Origin of the sequence: Lederbergia wuyishanensis, assembly GCF_022900255.1 — a bacterium.
In the GTDB taxonomy this organism is placed as follows: domain Bacteria; phylum Bacillota; class Bacilli; order Bacillales; family Bacillaceae_C; genus Lederbergia; species Lederbergia wuyishanensis.
Window position 1 is genome coordinate 179,851 of sequence record NZ_JALIRM010000013.1, and the last position, 26,089, is coordinate 205,939.

At 36.9% G+C, this 26,089-nt stretch carries 23 protein-coding genes and 1 riboswitch; of the genes, 5 read left to right on the top strand and 18 right to left on the bottom strand.

Annotated features, from left to right (window positions below):
- Window positions 1–181: 181 nt before the first annotated feature.
- The 11 genes from MT489_RS17880 to MT489_RS17930 form a co-directional block, all read right to left on the bottom strand.
- Entirely contained in the window at window positions 182–1,219 is a 1,038-nt protein-coding gene (locus MT489_RS17880) for a flavin-containing monooxygenase (RefSeq protein WP_244682931.1), read from the bottom strand.
- A 142-nt stretch (window positions 1,220–1,361) separates the two neighbouring features.
- On the bottom strand, window positions 1,362–1,532 hold the full coding sequence (locus MT489_RS17885) for a hypothetical protein (RefSeq protein ID WP_244682932.1): 171 nt from the start codon (window positions 1,530–1,532) through the stop codon (window positions 1,362–1,364).
- A gap of 95 nt (window positions 1,533–1,627) precedes the next feature.
- Window positions 1,628–4,111, bottom strand: a complete 2,484-nt coding sequence (locus MT489_RS17890; protein WP_244682933.1) for an FtsX-like permease family protein — start codon at window positions 4,109–4,111, stop codon at window positions 1,628–1,630.
- Window positions 4,083–4,799: an ABC transporter ATP-binding protein gene (locus tag MT489_RS17895; RefSeq protein ID WP_244682934.1), complete on the bottom strand. Its 717-nt coding sequence runs from the start codon at window positions 4,797–4,799 to the stop codon at window positions 4,083–4,085. The genes MT489_RS17890 and MT489_RS17895 overlap by 29 nt, the downstream gene beginning before the upstream one ends.
- 223 nt (window positions 4,800–5,022) lie before the next feature.
- Window positions 5,023–5,673 (bottom strand): response regulator transcription factor, encoded by a 651-nt coding sequence (locus tag MT489_RS17900; RefSeq protein WP_244682935.1) that lies wholly within the window; start codon window positions 5,671–5,673, stop codon window positions 5,023–5,025.
- Window positions 5,674–5,695: 22 nt separating this feature from the next.
- Window positions 5,696–7,162 carry a PAS domain-containing sensor histidine kinase gene (locus tag MT489_RS17905; RefSeq protein WP_244682936.1) on the bottom strand — a complete coding sequence of 489 codons (1,467 nt, stop codon included), beginning with the start codon at window positions 7,160–7,162 and terminating at the stop codon, window positions 5,696–5,698.
- A 237-nt stretch (window positions 7,163–7,399) separates the two neighbouring features.
- Complete coding sequence (locus MT489_RS17910) at window positions 7,400–7,738, bottom strand: zinc ribbon domain-containing protein YjdM (protein WP_244682937.1); 339 nt, start codon at window positions 7,736–7,738, stop codon at window positions 7,400–7,402.
- Between the two features lie 53 nt (window positions 7,739–7,791).
- Window positions 7,792–8,553 (bottom strand): energy-coupling factor transporter transmembrane component T family protein, encoded by a 762-nt coding sequence (locus tag MT489_RS17915; protein ID WP_244682938.1) that lies wholly within the window; start codon window positions 8,551–8,553, stop codon window positions 7,792–7,794.
- Window positions 8,528–10,042, bottom strand: a complete 1,515-nt coding sequence (locus MT489_RS17920) for an ABC transporter ATP-binding protein (protein WP_370876414.1) — start codon at window positions 10,040–10,042, stop codon at window positions 8,528–8,530. Before MT489_RS17920 ends, MT489_RS17915 begins: the two co-directional genes overlap by 26 nt.
- Before the next feature lie 51 nt (window positions 10,043–10,093).
- Entirely contained in the window at window positions 10,094–10,660 is a 567-nt protein-coding gene (locus tag MT489_RS17925; protein ID WP_307416030.1) for an ECF transporter S component, read from the bottom strand.
- 73 nt (window positions 10,661–10,733) lie between these two features.
- Window positions 10,734–10,847, bottom strand: a riboswitch (TPP riboswitch).
- Between the two features lie 71 nt (window positions 10,848–10,918).
- Window positions 10,919–11,725, bottom strand: coding sequence for a DODA-type extradiol aromatic ring-opening family dioxygenase (locus MT489_RS17930; RefSeq protein WP_244682939.1), 807 nt, complete (start codon window positions 11,723–11,725; stop codon window positions 10,919–10,921).
- 153 nt (window positions 11,726–11,878) lie between these two features.
- On the opposite strand from MT489_RS17930, the gene MT489_RS17935 reads away from it, so the two are divergent.
- Together MT489_RS17935 and MT489_RS17940 are read left to right on the top strand one after the other, a co-directional pair.
- Entirely contained in the window at window positions 11,879–12,514 is a 636-nt protein-coding gene (locus MT489_RS17935; protein WP_244682940.1) for a TetR/AcrR family transcriptional regulator, read from the top strand.
- Entirely contained in the window at window positions 12,514–13,194 is a 681-nt protein-coding gene (locus MT489_RS17940) for an MBL fold metallo-hydrolase (RefSeq protein WP_244682941.1), read from the top strand. The genes MT489_RS17935 and MT489_RS17940 overlap by 1 nt, the downstream gene beginning before the upstream one ends.
- A gap of 29 nt (window positions 13,195–13,223) precedes the next feature.
- On the opposite strand, the gene MT489_RS17945 is transcribed toward MT489_RS17940, so the two are convergent.
- Window positions 13,224–14,108: a LysR family transcriptional regulator gene (locus tag MT489_RS17945; RefSeq protein ID WP_244682942.1), complete on the bottom strand. Its 885-nt coding sequence runs from the start codon at window positions 14,106–14,108 to the stop codon at window positions 13,224–13,226.
- Between the two features lie 118 nt (window positions 14,109–14,226).
- Here MT489_RS17945 and MT489_RS17950 point away from each other — a divergent pair, with 118 nt between their 5' ends.
- Complete coding sequence (locus MT489_RS17950; RefSeq protein WP_244682943.1) at window positions 14,227–15,417, top strand: coenzyme F420-0:L-glutamate ligase; 1,191 nt, start codon at window positions 14,227–14,229, stop codon at window positions 15,415–15,417.
- Window positions 15,418–15,479: 62 nt separating this feature from the next.
- Here MT489_RS17950 and MT489_RS17955 read toward each other — a convergent pair whose 3' ends face one another.
- The 5 genes from MT489_RS17955 to MT489_RS17975 all read right to left on the bottom strand — a co-directional run bounded on the left by MT489_RS17955 (window position 15,480) and on the right by MT489_RS17975 (window position 21,789).
- On the bottom strand, window positions 15,480–17,237 hold the full coding sequence (locus MT489_RS17955) for a PhoX family protein (protein WP_244682944.1): 1,758 nt from the start codon (window positions 17,235–17,237) through the stop codon (window positions 15,480–15,482).
- A gap of 257 nt (window positions 17,238–17,494) precedes the next feature.
- Complete coding sequence (locus tag MT489_RS17960; RefSeq protein ID WP_244682945.1) at window positions 17,495–18,625, bottom strand: Gfo/Idh/MocA family protein; 1,131 nt, start codon at window positions 18,623–18,625, stop codon at window positions 17,495–17,497.
- Window positions 18,626–18,656: 31 nt separating this feature from the next.
- On the bottom strand, window positions 18,657–19,532 hold the full coding sequence (locus tag MT489_RS17965; RefSeq protein WP_244682946.1) for a carbohydrate ABC transporter permease: 876 nt from the start codon (window positions 19,530–19,532) through the stop codon (window positions 18,657–18,659).
- A gap of 12 nt (window positions 19,533–19,544) precedes the next feature.
- On the bottom strand, window positions 19,545–20,435 hold the full coding sequence (locus MT489_RS17970; protein WP_244682947.1) for a carbohydrate ABC transporter permease: 891 nt from the start codon (window positions 20,433–20,435) through the stop codon (window positions 19,545–19,547).
- A gap of 64 nt (window positions 20,436–20,499) precedes the next feature.
- Window positions 20,500–21,789, bottom strand: coding sequence for an ABC transporter substrate-binding protein (locus tag MT489_RS17975; RefSeq protein ID WP_244682960.1), 1,290 nt, complete (start codon window positions 21,787–21,789; stop codon window positions 20,500–20,502).
- Window positions 21,790–22,579: 790 nt separating this feature from the next.
- Here MT489_RS17975 and MT489_RS17980 point away from each other — a divergent pair.
- The gene (locus MT489_RS17980; protein WP_244682948.1) at window positions 22,580–23,557 is read left to right on the top strand and encodes a glycoside hydrolase family 43 protein; all 978 of its coding nucleotides are present in this window, start codon (window positions 22,580–22,582) and stop codon (window positions 23,555–23,557) included.
- Window positions 23,558–23,577: 20 nt separating this feature from the next.
- Here MT489_RS17980 and MT489_RS17985 read toward each other — a convergent pair whose 3' ends face one another.
- Window positions 23,578–24,822 (bottom strand): MFS transporter, encoded by a 1,245-nt coding sequence (locus MT489_RS17985; protein WP_244682949.1) that lies wholly within the window; start codon window positions 24,820–24,822, stop codon window positions 23,578–23,580.
- Between the two features lie 192 nt (window positions 24,823–25,014).
- On the opposite strand from MT489_RS17985, the gene MT489_RS17990 reads away from it, so the two are divergent.
- Window positions 25,015–25,920, top strand: a complete 906-nt coding sequence (locus MT489_RS17990) for a DMT family transporter (protein WP_244682950.1) — start codon at window positions 25,015–25,017, stop codon at window positions 25,918–25,920.
- Window positions 25,921–26,089 lie beyond the last annotated feature (169 nt).

The window sequence follows — 26,089 nt, forward strand, 5'->3', positions numbered from 1 at the left end:
CCTAGACGACAAGCAAATGTTCTGTGGCTCAATAGTCCGTACTTTGACTTTTGAGGCGCAGGTTTCTGACTTCGAGCAGTTAGTGCCTAGAGCTAGACAATGAAAGACTTTTTTCAAAATAATGATCGTATAAAATTTTATACTTTCCTATCAAACAAAAAAATCTACCAAAATGGTAGACTTATAAATTTAAATGTTTAACTAAATATTCAGCGTCTTCTCCTACCCCTAAAAGAAGAGCTGATCCTCTTCGATTCTGCCAAGGTAGACCCAGAAAGTATAAGCCATCACTTTCAGTTACACCTTTAGTATGTTTTATATTGCCATTCCCATCAAAAAGAATAGGAATATCAATCCAGGAGTAATCTTTTTTAAAACCAGTTGCCCAAATGACATTTTGTACACGTAAAGTGGACAAGTCCTCAAATTCAATGACATTTTTACGGCCAGATTTTGTTCTAGCTTTAAGATGAACTTTCTTATTCTTTATTTTTTCTTTCAATTCATAACCGAATATAGGATCAGGTTGGCCTTTTACTTTTTTTCCGATAAAGGAATCTCCACTTGCCTTCAATAAACCGATTTTCTCACACCACCAAAAGAAACTTTTTCCCCCGATAGATAAAGGGAGGAAGCGAATTTTATGACTAATGGATAGGTAGGTTTCATAAGAATCCGATAATTCTACGGCTATTTGTGCACCCGAATTTCCCCCACCGACGACTAGCACAGAACCTTTATTCAATTGAGCTTGATTTTTATATTCAGAAGAATGAAGTTGAACAATGTCTTTTGGAAGGTCTTTTGCAAAAGATGGGATTCTAGGAGTATGAAAAGGACCTGTTGCGATGATTACTTTTTTGGACCTAATTATAGAGTCATTTGTGACGATATGGTATTCATCATTTTCTTTCCGAACCTTTATCACTTCACATTTTAACTGCATAGGCAAATCGAATGTCTGAGCATATTGCTGTAAGTAATCAGCAATTTCATTTTTTGTTGGAAATCCAGATGGATCACCCTTTAAGTCCAAACCAGGTAAAGAACTATATGAGCGCGGAGTAAACAAGACTAGAGAATCATATCTTTTCCTCCACGCATCACCGACTGATTTATTGTTATCAAGAATCACAAATGATAAGGACGTCTTCCTTAAATAATAGCCCATGGCCAATCCTGCCTGGCCGCCACCTATAACCACTACATCATATATCATAATCTCACACCTATCATAACTGGTTTATCTAACTCACTATCACAATATGAAAGATCAATTGCTATTTTAGTAGTTGTTCAAAACTCGTTCCTATTTTTAACTCACAGGAATATATTAAACATTATCTATTTACATATTCAAACTATTTTGGTAAATATATTTTTCTAGAAAATAATCTATTTTTGAATGGGAATTTCCTTATATAAGGTCGATTTGCTCTTTTAGCTGGATACATCCACGCCCTAGCAGCTATTCTTTGCCGTTCACGCTCTTTAAACTTCATAATTTTTTCTTCAACATATATATTATTCACAGTTATTCACCCTTTGATTTGTAAATTCCCCAAATCCATCTATCATTCGTAACTGGGGCAGAGATCATGTTCCGCCCCATATGATCGCGTTCATTTTACTCGTATCTTAATGCTTCACTTAGTTTTGTTTTTGCAGCACTTGAGGCTGGTGCTAAACTGGAAATCAAGCTAACGGAAAGTCCAAACAGAGTAGTTGTAACGATGATGATCCATGAGATTCCAAAATCAAAAGTAAGTGAACTTACTTCCATAAAGGTAGAAGTAATATAGATTAACAGAATTCCAAACAACGAGCCGATTATTGTTGCCGCAAGCCCAATACCAAAGCCTTCTAACAGAATCATTCCGATTATTTGGCGACGTGTTATTCCGACTGCACGCATCACCCCAATTTCACGAATCCGTTCCATCACACTAATGACCAATGTGTTAGTGATTCCTATTCCTGATACTATGATAGCTAAGACGACGAGTCCGTTTATAATCGTGAATGACCCCGTAAAGGTTGCACTAATGACAGACACCCAATCTTCCGGCCCAAACATTTCTTCAATTCTTTCGCCAAACTGGTCAAAGATTCTTTCCCTTAATTGGAGCGGACTTGTATTCTCATTTTTTATAACAAGAGCATTTCTTTCAAATTTAAGTCCGAAACTCTCTTTGAAGGTCTCTTCTTTCATAAAAGCACCATAGCCGCTGTTTTTCATCGAGTCGACAATACCAGCAACCTTATATGCTTTTAAACCTTTTAAAGTATCTAGCCAAATACTCTCCCCGACCTTACCGCCCCACACATCATAAGCAATTTTGTCTAAAAGAATTTCATCCGAATTTAATTGTTTTATTCGATCACTATTTCGCATGTCCGGTATTGTAAACAGGGAAAATCGGTCAATCCATTCCTCACCAACACCATAAACGGGCAATTTACGCTGTTGATCATGTAGATTCCAGACGACAGATTGCAAGGAATAAGTAACAGCTTCATCCACACCCTCAATGTTCTTCAAAGCTTCTAAATCCTCTTTTTCAACGTGGTGGAACATGATATCTAGATTTCCCCCATACGATGAATAGATGACTCTTTCATATGTTTGCAAAAGAGCAGAATTCAAAGAACTCATTAATACAATCATCGTAATTCCTAAACAAAGAATGGCGGATGTCATGGAAGTACGGCCTAAATTACGATATATATTACGTGTAGCCATTTCTCCTGAAAATTGAAATACGAGCCTATAAACACTCTTTAAGAGGAAATCAAATAGTTTAAAAAGATAGGGATAAACTAAAATGATTCCTATCATCAACGGAATGATTAAGAGTAAATGCTTAATAAAAAACCCGGATATAATCAACAATATTCCAATAATAGCAAGCCAATTATTTGGTCTAAAGGATGTGGCTTGGTTTTCTTTCAGCACCTCAATAACACTTACATTTCCTTCCTGACGAATCGGGTACCACGCTGCGAGAACTGGTACTATCATTCCAGCAAGAACAGACAATATCATGCCCTTCATCATGACCATGCTGCCTTCATATACGCTATATATTAAAAAGATAAGGGATTTTAAACCAAGTCCAAATGCATATCCCAACAATAATCCGCAAGTTGTTCCAATTACCGAAATCAGTATGACTTCAGTAAAAACCATCGATTGTATGTCCGTGGGTGTATAACCCACTGTCTTTAATACCGCAAATTCATTTCTTCGTTCTTTCATATTTACATAGAAAGAATTGAAAATGATAAAAGCACTAAGTGCGATACCTAGGCATCCGGCAATGTAGAGAGCGAGAAAGAAGGAATCTAACGTTTTAAACGTTGATTCAAAATCGATCACTACAGGTTGCATATAGATTGCATCGTAATTTTTCACGAATTGATCTAGTTGACTTTCCATCCTTTCTAGCTTCGATGCGTCATTTATTTTCACTTGGATATTGTCAATTTTTCCTGAAAGACGATACCAATCCTGTACTATGCTTAACGGTACGGCCACAGACCATGGGTGATAGTTTGCCATTGACCAGCTAGATGGTCCCATAAGTTCAACCGTATATTTGACGATTGCAGAAACTTTAATACTTTGTACTCCATGATCTGTTTTAAAAGAAATGGAATCCCCCACATCGACTTTCCATACTTTTGCTGTTCGATCCGTAATGACAGCCCCGCCTGAATCCAAACTGCCTTTAACTACATGGAAACCCGTAACTGGAGTATCTAAATCACTATATCCTGTTAAGACAACTCTTTTTTGAATCGGAGAAAGATTTCCTGCTTCTATCTCTATCTTTGTATTTTCTTTCAACACAGCAATGGATGTCATATTTTTTATTTTCTTTACATCTTGATAAACCTTTTCTGAAAAATAAGCCTCTGTCCCATTAATATTAAAATCAGCTTTTCCGAAAGCGTTTTTTAAGTAAATTGGAAAAGCTTTTTCGGCTGAGTCAACAGCAGCAACTACCGCAAATGTAGAAGCTACCCCAATGACAATCGATAAAATCATTAGAAAGCTTCGTAGCTTTCTTCGCATTAGATTACGCCATGCTACTTGCCAGTGATTCATTTATAGCCACTCCCTTTCTACGATCCTGTACAATTTCGCCATCCCTAATTAAGATGATACGATTTGCTACCGTTGCTGCCTGCTCATCATGAGTCACCATGACAATCGTAATTTTCTCTTCTTTGTTCAATTTGGTAAGTAATTGTAAAATATCACTTCCGTTTTTTTGATCTAAGTTACCAGTTGGCTCATCTGCCATAATCAATTGGGGTTTCATGGCAAGCGCTCTTGCAATGGCGACTCGTTGTTGCTGGCCGCCGCTTAGCTGGGACGGAAACATCGATTCTTTCCCTTCTAGGTTTACATCCTTAATCAGCTGCTTTACTCTTTGTAAAATCTCCTCTTTAGGAGTTTTATTAGCCGACAAGGCAAGCGCGATATTTTCAGCAACTGTCAACACGGGAAGAAGTTGGTAATTCTGAAAAACAAACCCTACTTTTGTTCGGCGGAATAGCGTTCTTTCTTTTTCGCTCAATTTGTTTAAATGAATACCATCTACGATTATTTCTCCTGATGTCGGCAGGTCAAGTCCCCCCATTAATTGCAGCAGTGTACTTTTCCCCGATCCACTAGGACCCATAATAGCTACGAATTCACCTTTTTTGATGTGTACATTGTTATTTTTTAATGCGAAAAAATGACCGGACTCTAAAGAATAAACTTTGGAAACATCTTGAATTGAAATCATAAAAATAACCTCCATTTTATTTTTTCGAATTGTAATTACATCTAATTCCTTCTAAGTTGATTACATTTTACGGCGAATTCTCTACTTACAAACCGCAGACATCATGAACAGCCCCGCAGAAATTTGTGGTGCCTCCGAATATGCTTTGCAATGTTGCCTAATAAAAATAAAAAGACTATTTCAAATGGATTGTTTCCAACCACTTGTAATAGTCTTCAATCACTTATTTCAATTCTTCTTCAGGAATTAATCCAAAATCCTTTGCTTTTTGGACGGTGTCTACTCTAGTTCTAACACCAAATTTTTGATAAAGGGCTGTTAAATTATACTCCAATGATCTTTGACTCATCGCCAATTTTGTAGAAATCTCCCTAGTACTCTTTCCCTTGGCAAGCTCAGAGAGAATTTCTTCCTCCAACGAACTAAGTATAACTTTTTCTTGTGAATTACTATCACTCGCTATGATTCCTGGTCTTCTCAATTCTCTTACTAATGATATTGGTAATACAGCCTGTCGCCTTAAAGCGCATCGTATGCCGGTCACAAGTTCTTCTCGTGAAGAAGTTTTTGATAAGAATCCCGAAACCCCTGCTTCTACCAATAAATTAAAATGAGGTTTAATATCAAATCCCGTATAGATGAGTATGATTAAATTTGGATCATAAGATAGTGCTTTTTTAGTAAGTTCCAATCCGTTAACATGGGGCATATATAAGTCAAAAAGCAAAACATCATATTGATTCAGTTTTATTTGATCCATCGCTCTTAATGAACTATTTTCAATTGTGATTTTAAAATCAGGCTCTTGCTCCAAAAGCATTTTCGTTCCCTCAATAATGGATAAATGGTCATCCACTATCAATATATTAATCATTTGTATCACTTCTCCTTATATATCATGCTCCAAGTCCAAGGATTGGAAATTCGATTAACACTTTTAGCCCCTGATTCAATTTTGATTGAAATTCAATACATCCACTAAGGCTTTGAACTCTTTGCCGCATACTCGTTAGTCCCATATTGGTAAAGGAAGGGTCTAGCTTGTTCGTATTAAATCCTATACCATTATCAGAGTATATTATTTTTAATGAGCCGTCTTTAATCAAACAAAAATTCAAAGTAGTTGCATTGGAGTGCTTTGCCGCGTTATTTAATAGCTCTTGTACAATTCGATAAATTCCTATTGTTAATTCTTCACTTAATACAAGGCCCGTTGTATTCTCCGTTTGAAAATTAATTTTAAAGGTAGATGACACTTGTGTGTAATCGAATAAATTTTCCAAGGCTCTTTCTAGCCCCAATTCCCTTAGTAATGGAGGACGAAGCTCATTACACGTAGTTCGGATTTGATGGATCGCATCAAGTAATCCTTGTTCAATTGCTTTTAGATTGGTTTTGACCTCCGCATCTATTTCATATTGGTTAACAAGCGCTTCCAATCGTCTATATAAATCAATTTGATCTTGTAGTACAGTATCATGCAAGTCACTGGATAAATTTAATCGTTGCTGCTCTTGGAGATTGAACAACAATCTTAATACCCACTGGGGAGTCTCATTTCTTTGCAAAGCCGTTTCCAATTGATTCATTAAATTTTCTATGACATTTAAATTCTCAAAAACCATTACCGTATAATAAACCAACGTTTCTAGCCAAGTCGATTCCATAGAATCTTGGATAGAAGACGCTTGTAACGAAAGGATATAAGAACAGTTCTTTTTTTCTCCTATTTTAATAAAATACTGGTCCTTTATTCTCTCCAATTTCCCTATTACGATTTGCTGTATAAAGAAGTCCATCTCATCTAAATTGTCTTCATTATCAAGTATGAGAATTTCAGGATCAGACATAGGTAAGATAAAGCGAACTTCCTTTAATAATCGGTCCTCTAAATCAGATGCTTTCATAACAGCAGATAAATTTTGTGAATAATCTCTTAAACTTTTTTGCAAAACTTCATAGCGATTTTTTCTTCGTTGAAGTTCATTTTCCATATTTTTTCTTTCTGTTATATCTCTAATCGCGACGACTGACAGATTATCTTCTGTATCTGGAATAGGAGTGGTCTTGCATTCGAAATGTCTAATCTCTCCATATTTATCAATAACTCTATACTCGGTAGCTGATTTCTGCTGTGTTTTTATCACATTATTATGCCTTCCCATCAACCATTCACGATCTTCCGGATGTACAACATCAAAAATGTCTAAATCAGGATTACCTTCAAGATTAGATCCAAAAATCTCAAAAAACATGGGGGTCGTGAATCGCACTTTTCGATTTTGATCAACAATTGCAATGATATCAAGCGTATGAGTCGTTATCGTTTCAAATAGCCAATCAAATCGACTTGATTCTTCCATTTAATCACCGCGCATTTTTAATATATTTTTTCGTATCTCTTAGTATAGAGTGTACACGATAAAAGCTTTCTTGAACCGAAAATTTCTTGCGTGAGTAGTACATTTTTGTTGTGGTATATAGGGGATTGGGAAGAAGGATTGGAAGTAACTATTTATTCAATTTAAAAATATAAAAAGCCAAGCTAAAATGCTTGGCACAGTTTTGCAAAAAACTTTTTGAATTACATCGGGACTACTTTACGCCTTTTTCACGAACTCCGATTTTAACTTCATTGCTCCAAATCCATCTATTTTACAGTCAATGTCATGGTCGCCTTCAACTAAGCGGATATTTTTCACTTTCGTACCAATCTTGACGACTGAAGAGCTGCCTTTTACTTTTAGATCCTTAATGACAGTAACAGTGTCCCCATCGCTTAAGATATTTCCGTTAGCGTCTTTTACAATACGTTCATCACTGGACGTTTCGCTCTCTTGTAAACTCCATTCGTGAGCACACTCTGGGCAAACGAGAAGGCTACCATCTTCGTACGTATATTCTGAATTGCACCTAGGGCAATTTGGTAAATTAGACATTATTGCATTTCCTCCAATATTCCATTCTTTCCATCTATGCCCATCGTACCATATTAAGCTAACAAATAGGCGGAAACAAAGGAAATCGTCATAATTACTACAAACGCAATATCCATTTTTGAATACGTTGTCGGGTAAAAATATGTTCTCTTAGCACCCATTTGATACCGCTTTGCTTCCATCGCAACAGCCACCCTTTGAGCTCTGCGTATACTTTGTGCAAATAACGGCACGGTGTACATTCGTAAACGTTCAAAATAACCTTTTGCTCCTTTAGAAAATTGGACGCCTCGTACCTTTAGAGCGTTAGACCTCGTATGTAACTCATCAACAATAACAGGCAACATACGGATCGACGCAATAAAGCTATATGCGTACTTAGAAGGAAGGCGAAACTGTTGCATGAGCGCATAGAAAAAAAGTATAGGTCTTGAAGTTAATATGAAAGCTAGACCTAAGAAGCCGAAACAAGCGGTTTTATATCCTATTAATAATCCATAGTTGACACTTTCCTCTGATATTTTAATGAGACCCCATGACCACCAAACTGTTTCCCCTTTTCCAAATAGAATCATCGTAATCGCCGATGAAAAAAATGAAAGGATTATCGGTAGAGAAAAAAGGAGTAATCTTTTCAAGGAATACCCGCTAAATCCGTATAAAATGATTCCATATAAGATCATTTGATTAAAGGTAAAGCTAACGTTTTGATTAAATAGGACGACTAGGAGCATGATAAAAAATAAGGCGAATTTCAATGCAGGGTTAACACGATAAAGCCATGTTTCTTTAACTGGAGTGAACCATTCCTGCATAAGCATTCTCCTTTCTTTTTTGCTCTTGAATCCTAATCAATTTGCCCTTATCAATCGACCATACTTCAGTCGCAAAATGTTCAGCAATCATCATATCATGAGTAACCATGATTACTGTCGTACCATTTTTACGTAGCTCTTCCAATTGCTCAAGGATGATAAAAGTGTTTCTAGCATCTTGGCCAAATGTCGGCTCATCCAGTAAAAGCACATCCGCTCCCTGAGCAAATGATGTGGCCACGCTAAGTCTGCGTTTTTGCCCAATAGATAATTGAAATGGATGGCGGTCCTGATTGACGTGGATTTGGAACATATCTAATAAATCCAATACCTTCGTACGAATCTCAAAATCAGGCAATCCAGCTGTTGCATACGAAAAAGCAATTTCATCGAACACAGAATTCGTCACGAATTGAAGCTCGGGATTTTGAAAAACAAGCGAGAGTTCCGTTGGTGGTGTTCTTTTCTTCTTATCTACATCGATTTGCTTTCCATTCACTTCGTATACGCCTGATGTGCGGAGCAATTGCATTAACGAAAGTAGGAACGTACTTTTTCCTGCTCCGTTCTCACCTATAATAGCAACCCAACTTCCTTTACTTACCCCTGCCTCTTGAATCTTTAATTTTTCCGTTTTTCCCCGATATCCTTTAAAATCTTGCACCTTAATAATCGGAGTATCTCCATATGTCTCTTGCAATCTAAACTCTTCGATTCTTTTAAAATTTCTCGAATCAAGATAATCCTGCCATACTGCAGGATACCAAATACCATATTGAATAAGTTCTTCATGATGCTTTTTAAAAATAGTGGAAGGATAACCGTCTGCAATGATTTTACCTTCTGGATTAAATAGAACGACTCTATCAACCCAATCGGCAATTCGATCAATTTTATGCTCAACAATAATGACCGTTTTATCCTCTGCCACTACCTTCACAGAATCCCATATCTGCATTGTTCCTTCTGGATCCAACAAAGCAGAGGGCTCATCAAGAAAAAGAACATCCGGCTGAAGTAATAAAACTGAAGCGAGTGCCAAACGCTGCTTCATTCCTTGCGAAAGATCCTGAATCAACGTATGCACATCTAGTGAGCCTAAGCCGACAAGCACAAGCGCGTCTTTAATTAATTCATCCATTTGCTCCCGTGGTATATTCAAGTTTTCCAACACGAAGGCTAGTTCTTCATCCACGTAAGGCATGCAAAATTGCGTATCGGGATCTTGAAAAACAAATCCCCATGAATCAGGAACCTGTATTGAATCATATTTTAGAGGAACTTCAATTGAATTAGGAACAACCCTACTTAATACCTGGAGCAAGGTCGACTTTCCGCAGCCGCTAGGCCCCAGCAATAGAACCTTTTCCCCTTTTAAAACGGTAAAGGAGAGATCTTTGAAAATTAAAGATGGCTCTCCCGGAAATTTTAATCGTAAATTCGAAACTCCCATTATCGTATCCTGTAGTCTCTTACTCAAAGGAATCACCTAGCTCTCGAAAAATTAAGAGTTTCAAAGGCCCTTCTCAAACCTATCAAACTATTTATCTAGTAGAGAATATTCTTCTTTAGAAACAGGTCTGATTAAATTAGTTACACCTGTTCCTTCTAATGCGCGAACGATATAGTAGGCAAATACACCCGTAAATAAGAAGGCACTAATGACTCGTAAACCGTATTTCGTGAATAATGCCCATGCCTCCAGATTCGCATACCCATAAAACCAATCTAAGAAGAAGCCAGCAAAACAAGATGCGATTCCAGCTAATCCCGCAACGACAATACCAAATTTCTTATATCGGAAACCTGCAAATAATAACTCAGCGCCTAACCCTTGAACAAATCCGTATATAAGAACTTCAATTCCATGACCGATAAATGCTGAAAGCCCTGCTGCGGCAACACTCGATAATAATGCAACCCCTGGCTTACGAATAAGTAAAAAGGCAAATGGAGCAACCATGAACCACATTCCGTAAATTAATTGACGTGCAACTGGAAACAACGGTTTAACGACCGTATATAAATCATCCCAAAACTTCATAATGATACCAAAGACAATTCCTATCATTACTGTAATTAGTATATCTGAAAACTTCAATTTCACCTTACCCAACCCCTTATCTCTTTTTATACAAAAAAGCCGTCTGAATGCGCAGACGGTCGAGAAGGGCCCTAATAATCATACTTAATCAGTATTCTCTACGCTGGCATTACCCAGATCAGATTAACGGTCAGCAGCGGCAATAGCTGCTATCTCAGCCTGATTCACTCAAGCACCCGGACGGACATTTTATGTAATTATCGCCAGTATACCCCAGTTTGCAAAAACTTTCAAATTAAATCAGGCTATAAGGAATTACTTCTAACGTATAGCAGCACAAATTAATCCAAAATACGTTGGTGCTTCATATGATAAATATCCTACTTGTCTTTCTTCAGGCGAAATGGCACCCGCAAGAATAAGAGTTTGCCATATTCCATCTGGCTTAGCCGCTTCAATGAAATCAGCATCAAAGTTGGCCATTTTTTCAAGCTGGTTGTCCTTAATCAGTTCTACAACTTCTTCATCTAATTTCTTGGCTGCCGGATCAAATCCATAAGGTCCTTTTTCATCATGTGCATGTGACCAGTCGCAACTTGCAATAAGTCCTATTCGTTTTGATGATTTTTGAACTGTATCCCTTATGGCTTTACCAAATTCCACATGTTTTCCAAATGAAAGATCCCTGGATGGAGTAATGACAACAATTGGAACATTGGGCATGAACCGAAGTGGAACAATCGCTCCCCAGTCAAGAGGTAGGCAGGAAAACGGACCCGCCGAAGTTCCGAAATTAATAGTTCCTACTGGAATCCCAGCCTCTATTGCAATCTCAGCAATACTCTGCGCCAAATCACGGTCCACCAATTTTCCCATTGTAAAAGATGCCTCATTTTCTTCAACTGTTCCAACCATTCTTTCCGAACCCGAAATTGAAAATTGGCCGTTAATTCGAGTCCCGTGTGGTGTTAAAACAATTAAGACATCAGGTTTTGCTCCCTCCATTTCTTTTCCTAGCCTCGATAAACTTTCCCGGGTGATTGCCATTCTTTTTGGATTGGTACCCTGTAATTCCGGGATGATTTCCCCGCCATGTGGGCAAATACAGGAAAATACGAATGGATTCATATACTACTCTCCTATTCAAAAGAATACTTTTTTTCATTATTACATTTTTTTGCTCGAAAAAGAAAAAGTTTAATTGGCATATTGACTCAAAACTAACCACCGGTTACAATATAACCAGCGGTTAGTTAATTTTAAAAGGAATGATTTTTCGATATGAAAAGCAGACAGGAACAACGCTCAGAAGAAACTAAAGAACAAATTTTAAAAGCAGCCGGAACATTATTTGCCAAAAAAGGATTTGACTCTGTATCCATCCGAGAAATTGCCAAAGATGCAGGGTGTTCACATACAACCATTTATCTCTATTTCAAAGATAAAGAAGCGCTACTTCAAGAGCTATCTATGCCGGCATTAGAAAAACTGCATGAACAATTAAAAGTCGTAGCACATATGGCCACTGTATCCGCCGAAGACAAATTAAAAAGAATAAGCCATGAGTACATCCAATTTTGCTTAGAAAACAGAAGCATGTACGATGTTTTTTTCAACGCCAAATCTACGAGAGTAGATGAAGTAGAAGCGTTATTAGAGATTAATAAACTCCGGCTAGAAACATTCGCTTTGATGAAACAAGTTTTACAAGACTGTCTCTCCATATCAAACAATGAATTATTGTTAAACTTTTCTCGTATTTATTATTATCATTTGAATGGAATTTTGAGTACGTATTCCTATCTTCATGAACCCATAACCGAACTAATGAAAAGATTAACTCCAACATTTGACCTCACTGTAGAAGTCCTTATTTTGGGCTTCAAGGAAAAAATTCGAAAAAAGGGGAATGAGTAATGAAAGCGAAAAGAGTTTCAGAGCATATTTGGAGTTTAAACATATGGATGTTGATACCTGTCCATGTTTGGGTCGTTGTAGACAAAGGTGAAGTTACCTTAGTAGATGCCGGGATTCCTAGTATGGCAAAAGGAATCATAAACTTTATTGAAAAACTTAACATGGGGTCACTAACAAGAATTTTACTCACCCACGGACATCAGGATCATATTGGTGCAATAAAGCCTATCTTAAATCAGAATAAGGTTCCTGTATTTGCACATCAAATAGAAATTCCCTACATGACTGGCGAACTTGCTTACCCTAAAAGAAAGAAACCAGAGCAAAACGTAGCAAAAGAGATTATTCAACCACTCCCAGAAGATATAGCAGGTAACTTAATGACAATTGGTGGATTGACTCCTTATCATACACCTGGTCACTCTCCGGGGCATGTCGCCTATTTCCATGAAAAAGACCAAGTGTTATTAGCTGGCGACCTCTTTACATCTAAGAAAGGCAAACTACATCGCCCAATGTCTATTTTTACACCAGATATGAATGAAGCTGTCAAGAGCAGCGCCATCATAAAGTACTTAAAACCCAAAAAAGTTGAAGTATGTCATGGATATACAGTGCTTAATCCTGCAGATCATCTGGAAGAATATATGGAAAAAACATTAGCTGCAATCAAGTCGTGATCATGTTACTAAATAGATCATATAGAAACTTATTTATTTTCTATGATCTTTACAAATTTATTGGATGCCGGAGAAAGTGGAACACTTTTTAAATAACAAACACCGATGCTCCTACTTGGGATTTCTTCTATGACGGGAATTTTCCATACGTTTCGTTCTTCTAAATCTTTTAAGGAAAATTCTTTCGTAACACATGCAATTCCTAGGTTAATCTTTGCAAACTCCAGTAATAAATCATGCGAGCCGAGCTCAAATTCGGGAGACATTTTGATTCCTTTTGAAATCAAATAATCCTCGACATACATTCTGGAATTTGATTTCGGTTCAAGCATGATTAATGGCAATTTTACTAATTCCTCTAAGCTTAATGGTTTAGATAGTAAATATTTAAACTTCTCTCCGCAAACAAATATGTCATGGATATCAATGCAAGGTTTAAGCTCCAATGCAGGATCTTCTAGAGGAAAATTACAAACCCCAATGTCGACCTCACCTGATTTAAGTAAAGTGCATATTTCAGTAGTTGTGCCGTTCACCATTTTAAATTTTATATTTGGGTAGTGATTATGGAAAGCTTCTAGGTAAGGAAGTAAAAAATGACGTGAAATCGTATCACCTACACCTATTTTTAACTCGCCTGCCGTTAAATTTTTAAATTCTAAAAGCTTTTCTTCTCCTGCCTCAATCAAATTAATGGCTGAATTGGCATATTCGAATAAAATGGTGCCCTCGTCCGTTAAAGAGACGCCTTTTGGTGTTCGATTAAAAAGACGAGTATCCAGTTCTCTTTCTAACTGCATGATTGCCTGACTAACAGCAGGCTGCGTCATATAAAGCTCTTTTGCCGCTTGCGAAAAGCTTTTTCTCTTACCAACAACACAAAAAATTTTATACAAATCTAATTTACTCGCCATATAACCACACCTTATACCCACTATTTGATATATTCATTTTACTTATACCACTAAACTGCTGTATATTACAAGAGTAGTTAACTTACATTAACGTTATTAGTTAGAAGGAGCGATCAATTTGGAGAGAGTAGTCGGAACTGTTGCGAGAGGCCTTCGTTGCCCGATTATCAATAAAGGGGATAACATCGAAGAAATCGTTGTAGATAGCGTGTTAAAAGCTGTAGAAGTTGAAGGCTTGACCATTAATGATAAAGATATCGTGTCTGTAACAGAATCTATCGTTGCACGCGCACAAGGCAACTACGCGACGATCGATCAAATTGCTAAAGACGTTCATTCAAAATTTGGGGACGATACCTTAGGAGTCATCTTCCCAATTTTAAGCCGCAACCGCTTTGCAACTTGCCTTCGTGGTATTGCTAAAGGTGCTAAAAAAATCGTATTAATGCTTAGCTACCCGTCTGATGAAGTTGGAAATCACTTAGTTGACATCGATACGTTAGACGAAAAAGGAGTAAATCCTTGGACTGATGTATTAACAGAAAAAAAATTCCGTGACCTATTCGGATCCAATAAGCATCCTTTCACTGGCGTAGATTATATCGAGTATTACAAATCATTAGTTGAAGAATACGGTGTTGAATGCGAAGTAATCTTCTCAAACAATCCAAAAACTATTCTAGAATATACTAAAAATGTACTTACTTGTGATATTCATACAAGATTTAGAACGAAAAGAATCTTAAAGGCAAACGGCGGAGAGAAAATTTACAGCTTGGATAATATTTTATCCGAATCTGTAGATGGCAGTGGATTTAATGAAGCTTATGGCTTATTAGGTTCCAATAAATCAACAGAAGAAAGCATAAAACTATTCCCACGCAACTGCCAGCCTGTCGTTGACAAAATTCAACAGGTGCTTAAAGAAAAAACAGGTAAAAACGTCGAAGTCATGATTTATGGCGATGGAGCTTTTAAAGACCCTGTCGGTAAAATTTGGGAGCTTGCTGATCCAGTAGTGTCCCCTGCTTATACATCAGGTCTCGAAGGAACTCCTAATGAAATAAAGCTAAAATACCTTGCTGACAACAACTTTTCCGACTTAAAGGGCGAGGAGCTTAAAAAGGCAATCGCCGATTATATCAACAACAAAGGTGATGACCTTGTTGGTGCAATGGAAGCCCAAGGGACAACACCTAGAAAACTGACTGATTTAATTGGTTCACTATCAGATCTTACTTCTGGAAGTGGAGATAAAGGTACACCAATCGTGTTTATACAAGGGTATTTTGATAACTATACGAAGTAATGTAAAAAGCTCAACGCTGCAAAGTTTTACGCAGAGTTGAGCTTTTATTTTGCAGGTTGTAATTACTTTCCGTCAACAGAAGGTAAATTAAAATAACCAATATTGCCTGGGTTTTGCGAACCAACCATGAGATAAGAATGGCCATTTAACTCATCGATAGCTTGAAGTCCTGTAACTTCCCCTCCATCTGGCGCAGAAACAATACGGGAAAGCTTCTTTGTATCCACGTGATAAGCCCAGCCAAAGTTATTCGTATGCATATTACTATCTTCGGCAATAAATAGGGTCCTTAGTTTTTCAGAGAAAACAATATTGTCTGGATTTGCTATTTTATCAGGATTAGCGGTATTTCCATCTGCATCTTTTCCCCCTAAATCCTCACCAAGTAATAATGCAGACATATCCGTTACAACATAATCACTATCAATTGCGTTTCCATTACGATCCTCTTGCCCAGACGATAAGTTCATTTCATAGATGGCGCCCGCGCTAAGTTTTGGTAGTTGAATATCATCAACAGGATCATTCGGATTTTTAGTCATACCTTTTTCAATATAAGACATGGCCATGTAGATTTTTTTATCCGCTTTATTGAATGTGAGAGTTTCCATTTTGTTAAACTCAGCCGTAGCTCCCATGATTGCTCCGTATCTTCGTGATTCTAAAAATGCTGCAGCCTTTTCCATACCAGGTTTCACTTTTAGCCATTCATCATTTCCAGCCGCTTTTATTCTTGTAAAGCCGTTTGCTTTAGCATATGCAGCATCATTAGTCACTTCAAAAATATCACTAAATGAAACGGTTGTTGCGAGCTCTTTTATTTCACGATCATTGGCATGTCCTAATTTTATCCACTCGATATCCGCTGCACCACCGTTTTGATCACTTGTTTGGTTCCATTTTGCAGCATATAGTGTACCTGCAGATAAGTCTTTTTCCTTGTCAGCAATGTACATAAAGGACATTGTATAACTGCCGTCGTCTCCATAATAAACTGTACGTTGATCAGGCGCGACCGTTACGTTTTCAAACGATAAACGACCCATGCTATAGTGTTTGACCGCTTTGGCTTTTCCATTTGGATGAACGGTTATTTCTGTCGTATAGCCATAAAGATAAGGATTTCCAACCACAGAGGAGTCTTGATAATAGTTTCGAGCAAATTCTGTCACCGAAGATTTTTCGGGATTTGCTTCATGAATTCTGGCGTTTGGTTCGTATTCTTCACTGCCTAAGTGAGTATTCCAAGGCGATAACGTTCCAGCACAAGGTGTCCAAATTCCGCCATCAGCTGAAAAATCCACAGGTTCGATGTCCGTAATTTTTAGCTCTCCTGTTTTCTTATCTTGAATAACTGTATTTAAATAAACTACTTTCGGCATATTTCCAATCTCATTATTTGGCATACTTTCAAAATGATTGATCATATATAATTTTCCGCTTTTTCCATTTACACTAAGCAAAGTATTCATATCAGGGGCCGTTGAAAAGATAGGATTGCCCTTTTTATCTTTAATGATATTGCCGTTCACATCATATGCAGCGCCTACTACCTTGCCATTTATTTTTTCTCCAGGACGTGCCAAAGCTTTATATTCTAAAGGTAATGTTTTTTGAGAACCATCATTCAACGTAACCGTTATTGACGCTTCACTATACATTTTAGAACGCTCCTCATTTGTATCCGGTGCTTCCATGCCAACAAATTCCACTGACTTCACTGATGAAATAGGATCATACGGTTTGGCAAACACATTTGCAGCAGTTGGAAATAAAATGGCTGCACTTAACAATGGAACAATAACCTTTTTCTTATTCATTTAAAAGACCTCCTAAAAAGTTTAGTAGAATCTACTTCACTTAAAATAGTAAAGGAGGATTATTAAAAAGGTATTTTTGTAACGTTTAGATACTGTAAATTTCGATAGTCTTTTGGTAGTGATTTTTTATAGGGCTAATATCACTGATAGTTGGATATAATGGCACACAAAAACTCAACACTCCTAAAGCCTTACGAAGTGTTGAGTCTTTCCTGTATGTTTTTATTTTTATATTAAAATGTTGCATTACAGATTCATCACTGATGACTGAATTCCAAAAAGTCTACTGGTAACGCTTCCAGTTTCTCACATGTACTGGAAAGCTCATAGTGGGCACCTCTATTAGATGTATCATGGATTGCATGCATCACGTCTAACACATGAAAAGCTAGATCACCATTAGCGCGATGTGCTCTTCCGCTCCTAAGTGCTTCCGCCATATCCGCCACACCAATTCCACGGCTGTTATCGGTATATCCATGTGTTAACGGAATCTCCTCCCATTGAATTCCATTTTTATAAATAGATAGAGGATCATCCTCATTCCGTTTAAATAGATACACCGGACCTCCGAAAGTATTTGGATCGGGTACAACGATTGTTCCCTTTGACCCGTATATTTCAATGTTAGGAAGTTTGGAACCATAAACATCAAAGCTTGTAATAATGGTTGCGATAGGACCACCTTCAAATTCAAGCACACCAGCAACGTGGGTAGGGACTTCCACTTGGATTTTTTGCCCGTATTTTGGTTGACTCGTTATCGTTCTTTCAGGAAAACTAATTCTTGTAAAGCCAGTAACTTTTCGAATCGGACCGATTAGATTGATTAATGCCGTTATGTAGTAAGGTCCCATATCAAACATTGGTCCACCACCAACTTGATAATAAAATTCAGGATCAGGATGCCAAATTTCATGACCAGGGCTCATCATAAATGCTGTTGCACCTACAATTTCTCCAATTTCCCCTTCGTCAATTAATCTCCGTACTGTTTGAATCCCACCTCCAAGAAAAGTGTCAGGAGCTCCGCCAACCAATAAACCTTTTTCTATTGCAAGAGTTAATATTTTTTGTCCATCTTCTCGTGTTACGGCCAAAGGTTTTTCAACATATACATGCTTACCTGCTTCAAGTGCTGCAATACACACCTCCGCATGCGCCTTTGGAATGGTCAAATTAATAACAATTTCAATTTCTGGATCTGCAAGTAACTCTTCCACTGTACATGCTTTTGGAATATTAAACTCTTTTGCACGTGCTTTGGCACGCTCAAGGTCAATATCCGCACAAGCAACGACCTCTACATTGTTGAATTTGGTACCTGCCTGACAGTATATGCTACTAATATTACCGCAACCAATAATCCCCAATTTCACTCGTTTCATTAAAACCACTCCATATTTTTATTAAAATCTATTATCCTTTTACAGAACCGATTGCAACACTTCCCATGATACGTTTTGAGAAAATCGAAAAGACGATAATAATAGGCAATACAGAGATCGCTACTCCCAAATAAAGCAAACCAAAATCCGTGCTGTAATACCCTTGAATCATAGCAACAACGACTGGGAGAGGATATTTTTCTTCAGAAAACAACAATACTAGTGGACTGATAAAGTTATTCCAAGATCCAATGAATGTAAAAATACCAATAGCAGAAAGGGCCGGGGCTAGCATCGGTAAAATAATTCTATTAAAAATCCTCCATTCTCCGGCACCGTCAATTCGTGCAGATTCAATAATTTCATCAGGAATACTGCCATCAATAAATTGTTTAATAAAAAATACTGCAAATGTATTTGCGGCAGCAGGTAAGATAATAGCGGCATGCGTATCCAGTAAGTTCAACATTCCTAACCATTTGTAACTACCAATTAATGCTAACTGTCCAGGAATCATCATGGTTGCTAACATAAAATAAAAGAGTTGCTTGTTGTAACGGAATTTATATTTAGAAAATCCATATGCCGTTAATCCACCAAAATATAGAGTTAATACGGTAGAACCACCCGCAATGATTATGCTGTTTAAAAAACCTCTCCCTATATTCACCTTTTCAATCATCCTTGTAAAATTCGAAACAAGATCGTCACCTGGTAAATAGACAAAGGAAGCAGCAATTTCAGCATTGGAATGAGTAGAATACATAAGCATTAAATAAAATGGAAAAAAACAAAAAATAGCCAATATTGTTAGAATTATATAGAGAAAAAAAAGATTTCTTTTCGTTCTTTTTCTTTCTGGACTAATAATTTGTCCAGTTTTAGTCTGTGAATTAGCAAGTTCCATGTTCTGCCCTCCCTATGCTCTGTTACGACGATTGGAAACCAAAAAGGAAATAATAGATAAGGTTCCTATAACAAAAAACAAACAAAAAGCTAATGTCGCACCATAGCCAAAATTATTTTGTTCAAAAGCTGTTCGATACAGATACATAATACTTGTAAGAGTTGAATTATCTGGTGCACCCGAACCTTGTGTTAACATGTATGGTTGGTCAAAAATTTGTACTCCTCCTATTAATGAGGTAATAACTTGGAAGAGAATAATAGGTCGTAATAGCGGAATTGTTATTTTGAAAAAAACTTGAACTTTACTTGCACCATCGATTTGGGCAGCTTCAGAATATTCATGAGAAATGCCTTGGAGACCAGCAATATAGATTAACATGGAGTAACCAAAATATTGAAAAAAGAGAATAGTGGATACAATCAACCTCATTATAAAAGGATTATTTTTCCAATCGTATGGATCATCGAATATCCCTAAACTTAATAACATCTGATTGACGCTTCCAGTTTTCCAATCAAACATTAAACTAACAAGTAGTCCTAACGATGCTGCAGTTACTATATTAGGGAAAAAGTATACGGCACGGAAAAACTCTTTTCCCTTTAAATATTTTTCAGTTAGAATAACCGCTAACACTAAACTGACCGTTAACTGAGGAATAACGGATATAATCCAAATAAAAAAAGTATTGAACAATGATTTAAAAAATACTGGATCTGTAAATGCTCTTAAATAATTGGCAAACCCTACAAATGCGGGATCATTTAATCCATCCCAATTCGTAAAACTCAAATACAAGGAATAGAGGATTGGATACAGACCAAAAATGCAAAAAATAATAAAGAATGGAGCAATAAATAAATATCCATAATTATCTTTTTTAATGCTATTCGAAAACATTATCGTTTCCTCCAAAAACTTTCAATTTTTAATACTAGGCCCGGCGAGAAACCGGGCCATTCTGTTAATCTACTACTATATCTGGAAAATCGTGCTTAACTTCAGCTTTAAACTTTTCAAGAAATTCTTCTTTCGTTTTGATGTTACCTTTTACAAAGGACTCCATATTATTACTAAATATCGTATCAATATCTCCATCAAACTCACTTCTTAAAACAGGGTGGACCTTTTCACCTTCAATATTGAAAAACTCAAAATACTTTTGACCTGCCAAGAATTCATCCGTCAACTCAGGTGCAAGTTTAGCATTAACTTCTCTATTACTTGTAAAATAGGATTGCTCTTTCGCCAGTTGCTCCAAAAACTCATGATCAAATGAATAGAATTTGATAAAATCCCAAGCTAGTTCTTTATTTTCGCTTTTCGAATATATAGAGTAGAATGTTCCCCCTCCACTAAAGGATCCTGGTCCGTGTGCTATTCCCCAATTCCCACTTGTTTCTGGTGCATTTTCTTTAATGACAAAATTTAAATACCATGTTGGGCCTGGGAAAAACATAACATCCCCGGATTGCATTGCTGCCCACATTCCTGCACTCCAGTTTTCTAACATAGCCAATACATTCATTTCTTTTGCTTGAATAGCCAAATCTAACACTTTCATTCTATCTGGATCTATCACTAATTTGCCGTCTTCAACCCAAGCTGAAGTTACATTTCCTGATTGAACTGAACCAATAGCATTCCAATTCGATAAGGCATGAACCTTGCCTCCACTTTCATCGTAAACACGCTTCCCTATCTCAAATATCTTATCCCAAGAAGAAATTAATTCACTGACTTCTGCAGGGTCGTCTGTTCCTAAATATTGTTTTGCTAAATCTCTGCGATAATAGAATCCCCCCGGTGTTCCTTGATAACCAAGAGCTTTTATCTGCCCTTCGGAATCTGTTTCAATTGCCTGTACATATTCATATTGCTGTCCAATTAAATCATCAGCATTATAAGACACGTCAGATAGATTCTCTAGAGACGGAAAATCAATAAACTTTCTCACAAAGCCATACTCAGTTGCAAACACATCAGGAGCATTGACACCCGTTTGTAAAGCGGAACGTAATTTAGTTTGATATTGATCACCTGGAATATGCTGAAAATTTACTTTTACATCAGGATTTTTTTCCATGTACTTTTTTACAGCATACTCACCTTCATTTGTAAAGCTCCAAACCGTAATCTCTTTTTTTCCAGACTTTTTGCCACCTGCATCTTTACTACCTGTTTCTGATGAACAAGCTGAGCTTAGAATCATCATCAAACTTAAAAGCATGGTTAAAAAAAATCTTCTTCTCATCTTCAACGCATTTTCCCCCTCTTAAAATTGATATTTGATAATCAAGGATGTATCCTTGGAAAATCTAACTTGAGTTTTGATTTTTAATAATTGCCGAGCTTAGAAAATAGAGAAATATGGTATACTAGTCGACAATTTTAGACAGTAGGAACTCTCCAATTATTGATATTAGCGTTTTCTTAAAACATCAGAGTGAGAAGCGTTTCCGTTAAGTGGTCTTATCCATTTAGAATTACATATAAAACTATAAAATTAGCATCTACTTATTTTGCTAATCATTTAAAGGCAAAGAACGAAGTAAAATTTCTCAGGAACTCTTTTCACGGTAGGGTCGGGGTTTTTAGTAGAGCATTTTCGCCAATTTGTTCACCTAATTATATTTCTTCTTTTTCAATCTTGTGATACTCATGGATCAAACACTTGAATATACGCTTAAATCTGGGTAGATAATTCATTATGTAGATATTGGTAAAGTTGCTTGGAAGGCGTTTTATGAATAGGATTTTTTTTACACGAATTTTTGTAAGCGTTGTCTTTTGCTTTTTTTCATATTATAATAACAAAAACACAGTTTGTCTAGTCGTTATACAAAGTTTTTATTTCTATTATTTCATGAATGGGAGGAATAGATGAAAAGTTACTATTATTAAAGTTCATTTTCTTGTAGGTCATTTATAAATGACTATCTTTCAAAAATATAGATTAAGAATTTATTTTACAATAATTGGTATTAAATAAGCGTACTTAATATTTCTTAGTAGAATTTAAGATTAATAGAGGTGAATAGAAAATGAAAAAAGTTAAACAGAACGAACCGTTAGTCGAGCATATTTACACTGCTGACCCTTCTGCCCATATTTTTGAAGGGAAAATTTATATTTATCCTTCCCATGACTTAGACCATGATGGACCATCTAATGATAATGGCGATCAATATGCGATGGAGGATTATCATGTACTATCTTTAGATGATTTCGCTTCTCCATGTGTGGACCACGGTGAGGTACTTAATGTAAAAGATGTACCTTGGGCAAAAAAACAAATGTGGGCGCCGGATGCTGCTTATAAAAACAATACATACTACCTATATTTCCCAGCGAAAGATCATGATGAAATTTTCCGAATTGGAGTAGCTACTAGCCCAAACCCGGCAGGACCTTTTACTCCGCAAGAAAATTACATACAAGGTAGTTTCAGCATGGACCCTGCCGTATTGGTTGACGCTGATAATCGAGCATATATGTATTTTGGCGGTCTTTGGGGTGGGCAATTGGAAAAATGGCGTACAGGAAGCTATGATCCTAATGGAAAAGGTCCTGATGCTACGGAACCTGCATTAGGTCCCATGTTTGCTGAATTGAACGATGACATGCTTTCTTTCAAAGGGAAGCCTCAAGAAATCTCCATTATCGATGAAGAAGGAAATCCTATCTTGGCTGGTGATGAGGAAAGAAGATTTTTTGAAGGTCCCTGGGTTCATAAATACAATGGGTATTATTATCTTTCCTATTCGACAGGAACTACCCATCTTCTCGCCTATGCGATGAGTAAAAATCCACAAGGACCATTTGTTTATAAAGGTACGATTCTAACTCCAGTTCTAGGATGGACAACGCATCATTCTATAGTAGAATTTAAAGGCAAATGGTATTTATTTTATCATGACGCTTCTTTATCTGGCGGTGTAAATCATAAGCGTAGTGTAAAGTTCACGGAGCTAAAATATAATGAGGATGGAACAATACAAACAATCAAATACGAGTCTTAAATTAAATATCACCACACGAACTATTCAATGTGTGGTGATTTTTTCACATCTATATAAACTGTTTCTTTTTCATTTAGCCTTTCAAAAATAGGGTTGAACCAACAAACGATGGTAGTGCAGGCTATAAGGCATCCTAAAACGGTAAATAAAATAGGAATAGAAAATACCTCTGCAAAGAGACCCCCTAATGCTGCTCCGAACGGAATTCCAGCTTGAGCCAACAAAATCCTTACAGAAAACACCCTGCCACGCAAGTGTTCCGGAACCCTTTGCTGATATAACGTCGTATTATTTATATTAAAAATTATTGCAAATAAACCTTGCCCAAAAGAAATAACAAGAGCTAGCCAATAAAACGGAGTCCAAGCTAACCCTAAAAATAATACCCCAGAAATAAACAATGAACCTAGCATGACCCTTTTTCTATTTCTTGGTTCCTTTAGAGTACCAGTAAGGATAGTGCCCCCAACCATACCGAACGAAAAGGCGGAAGTAAATAGACCATATTTAAAAGCAGTGCCATGCAATTCATCCGTAATAAATGGCAGAAACATAGGTTGCGCAGCGCCGGAACTAAAGTTAATCATCATCATCATCATTCCTACCCAAAACAATACAGGGTATACACGATAAAATTGGAGCCCTTCTTTAAACTGGGTAAACCAACTTTCTCTTTTTCTTAATTGTTTTTTCTTCGAGCTTGGGTTCATCATTAATAGCACACCAGAAACTCCTAGAGAAATAATAAGGATATATAAAACAGGTTCTGTTCCAAAAGCTGCTATTAGTACTCCACCGAATGTTGGTCCTAAAAGCATCATCACCTGCCCTGTTCCTTCAAGAATGGAGTTGCCTTTCAATAACTTTTCTTTAGGTAAGATATCCGCAACATAAGCCATGATTGCAGGATAAAAGATTGGCTGAGCAAGTCCTACCGCTACAGATACAGCAAATAAATGCCATGCTTCTAATTGATTGAAAGAAATTAACATAACTAATACAAGGAAAGCAGCTGCTCGGGACCACTCTGAAAACATCATTACTTTTTTACGATCCCATCGATCTAAGTAAGGACCTGAAAAAAGCTGAATCAAAATATTCGGAAGCATAAATGATACCCATATACTTCCCATCGCCATCTTCGAGCCCGTCATTTCATATACGAGCCACGATAATGCAAAGGTAGCAAATGTACTGCCTAGTCCAGACGCTGCTTGAGCTAACCACAAAAACACAAATTTTCTATTTAATAATAATTCTTTCATTATCCCATACCCTTCTGTTGCTGTCCGAGTGATTGATTTTTATATAATTCTACCATCTCCTCTTTTTTCCTTCATTTCTAGTTTTTTTAATTCCATATTTTTAATTACAATATTTGTTTCTTTTCATTACTAATCTTATAGAGCTATAATATACAAATGTACTTTTTGATTGTTAGTAGGAGGAAAAAATAATTGAACGCAAAAGCTCTATTAATGGCACTTTTTACAGTTATAATTTGGGGATCCACTTTTGCAGGTATTCGTGTTAGCTTGAATGGTGGTTATTCTCCCGGGCATTTAGTTCTTGTACGTTATTTTGTGGCATCTGCGTTATTTATTGTTTATGCCTTATGGCCAGGTGTTAAATTCCGGTTGCCTCAAAAAAAGGATTTGTTAAAAATTCTTATATTAGGATGGATTGGCATCAGTGTTTATCATATTGGCGTTACATTTGGCGAACAAACGATTTCTGCGGGTACAGCAGGGATGCTCGTTGGTTCTGCCCCAATTTTTACCGCTATTATTGCAGCGATTGTTTTAAAAGAACGCTTAGGTTTATTCGGTTGGTTAGGTTTAAGTATTGGTTTTATTGGAATCATTTTAATAACGTTAGGAACGGCGGGATCTTCCTTCACCATTTCCGAAGGAGCTTTTTTTGTGCTAATTTCTGCTTTTGCCACTTCCGTATTTTTTGTTTTCCAAAAGCCGTTTTTAACCCGCTATAAACCAATAGAATTGACAGCTTATTTTACATGGGCGGGCACGATTCCGTTTTTGATCTTCGCTCCAGGCTTTTTCCAAACGATTCAGCATGCCACATTGGAAGCCAGTCTCACTGCTATATATGTCGGGGTTTTTCCAGGCGCCATCGCTTATGTAATGTGGGCAATAGCACTATCGCTAAGTAAAGCTAGTTCTATTACTAGCGTCTTATATCTTGAACCAGCTATTGCTATACTTGTTGCCTGGATGTGGTTGCAGGAATTCCCATCTATTCTCTCACTTATCGGGGGAATCGTAGCGATTTCTGGTGTATTGATTGTGAATATAAAAACACGAAAAGCTAAAGCAAATAAAGTTATGGCCAAAGCGTCGTGATGCGTATAAATAAATGTACCCAAGGATGAAGTGCACCCCAGAAGTTAGATTCAAAATCTAACTTTTGGGGTGTTTTATTATGGTTAAATATGCGGATAACTTTAAGGCGATGGTAGTGAATGAATACCTCAGAGGGACGCTTGGCTATAAAAGATTGGCTGAAAAACAT